At 56.8% G+C, this 1,847-nt stretch carries 2 protein-coding genes; both read right to left on the bottom strand.

The genetic code is table 11. The features are described 5' to 3' along the window. The coding region (locus tag DW037_RS10375) for a PTS sugar transporter subunit IIC (protein ID WP_147352029.1) at positions 1 to 605 on the bottom strand (605 nt) is incomplete at its 3' end. Between the two features lie 225 nt (positions 606 to 830). Beyond that, positions 831 to 1,721 carry a DMT family transporter gene (locus DW037_RS10380; protein WP_233542376.1) on the bottom strand — a complete coding sequence of 297 codons (891 nt, stop codon included), beginning with the start codon at positions 1,719 to 1,721 and terminating at the stop codon, positions 831 to 833. Positions 1,722 to 1,847 lie beyond the last annotated feature (126 nt).

The following is a 1,847-nucleotide window of genomic DNA, read 5'->3' on the forward strand; positions in this document are numbered from 1 at the left end:
AGCTGCTTGGTGAGCACCAGGCGGCCGAGCATGGCGAAGCCCATGGCCGGCAGGATGTTGGCGGCAACGCCGCAACCGTCGATGATGAAGGGCGGGATGAAGTCGAGCAGACCCTGAATGGCGTCGGAACCCAGATAGAAGGCGCCGCCGCACAGCAGGAAGTACTCAACGCAACCCCAAATTCCAATTCCCCAATGAACGGCGTAGATGCCTTTGAGGTTTCCCTTGAGGGCGAACTTGTCTGCCATATCGACAAACACAGGGAACAAAGCATTGGTAATGTTGCCGATCGTCAGCGAAAGGACGGCGATGGGCATGGCGAGCGCGATGGCCGTCTCGGTACCCTGACCGAGCTGAATGGCAAACGCGCAGGCGAGCACGCCGCCGACGGTTTCGTTGGGCGGTACGTAGGCGCCGATGGAGATCGAGCCCATGAACAGCAGCTCCAGGCTGGCGCCAACGGCAAGGCCGGTCTGCAGGTCCCCCAGCACCAGGCCCACGAGCGGGCACAGGACGATGGGGCGGAACGCGTAGAGGGTGCCGAGCTGGTAGTCGAGGCATCCAAACGCTCCGACTAAGCCGACGAGGATTGCTTGGACAAGCATAATTCCTCCCAATAAGGAATATCGAACCGTCGTCACTCCCGTCGCGCGCGTTGCTGATATCAATTCCGGGAGTTCGATCACACGGCTCGAAGTGTACCTGGTGTGCTGCTAACACCCATGCCAGGTACAAATGATTTGATACCAATTATAGGTATGCAAGTCCTTACTATTTAATACCACTCGCTCAGCGGGGTGTTTTTTACCGTAAACGGCAAACGTATCCCATCAGGCATGTTCCTTGTTTCGATGGCGGACAAGCGCCACCAGAAAGCCATCGCCAAAGGCATCGGATGCCAAGTTGGCCACAATCACCAAAACGATAATCGACGCACCCAAAAACTCATTCCAGTGAAAGACCTCGCCAAAGAGGAGCGCCGACCAGCAGGGAGCGAGCACGACCTCGCTCATGCAGACCAAGTTGGCCGCAAACGCGTTGGTGCGCGCAATCCCCTTGGCATACAGCACGCTCGCAAGACCACTGCAAAAAAGGCCATGCACCAGCATGAGCCCCCACTCAAATGGTCTCACGGAGTCTAGGGCACCAGCAAAATAGACGATCGGCAGCATCGAGATACCGCAGGAGATGAGCGAGGACACCATGGGCGACGCATCGGCGCGAGAGTTCAAAAAGAAACACAGCCCAAAGGTGGCGCCCGAAATGACGGCAAGCAGGTTGCCGAGCATGCCCTCGGGACTCAAATCACCCAAAAAGAAAAGTCCCATACCCGTAAAAGCGACCACCACGGAGGCAATCTTCGCAGGCGAAGGCAGCGTGTGAGTTGCGAGCGATTGATACACGATAACGAAAATCATCGAGGTGTACTGCAAAACGATTGCGTTACCGACCGTCGTGAGCTGGTTGGCAAAGTTAAACGTAGTGCCCGTCACGAAGTTGCAGACGGCCACAAGGGCAATAAGACGGCTGACGCGGAGGACAGGCCTGCCGACGAGCAGGATAAAGAGTGCCATAAATATTGCCGTGACGGCACCGATCAAAAGAGCTGACTGCGAATTGGCGTGAACGAGGATGCCGATAAAGCTCCACAAGAGCGCCGTGCCAAATAGATACATCGCCCCGCTCACGCCATTGTCGGGTGGATTGTCAGATCGAATCACGAAGCACCTCCAGCTAGCTTTCGGTAATAAAAAACGGCGACCGCAATGGGTCGCCGTTTCCCTTGGGGGCAGATAATAGGCCGGGCCCTTACGCCAGCACGCCGAAGAACGCGCCGACGATGCCCA

Source organism: Collinsella sp. AF39-11AT, from assembly GCF_003474585.1.
In the GTDB taxonomy this organism is placed as follows: Bacteria; Actinomycetota; Coriobacteriia; order Coriobacteriales; family Coriobacteriaceae; genus Collinsella.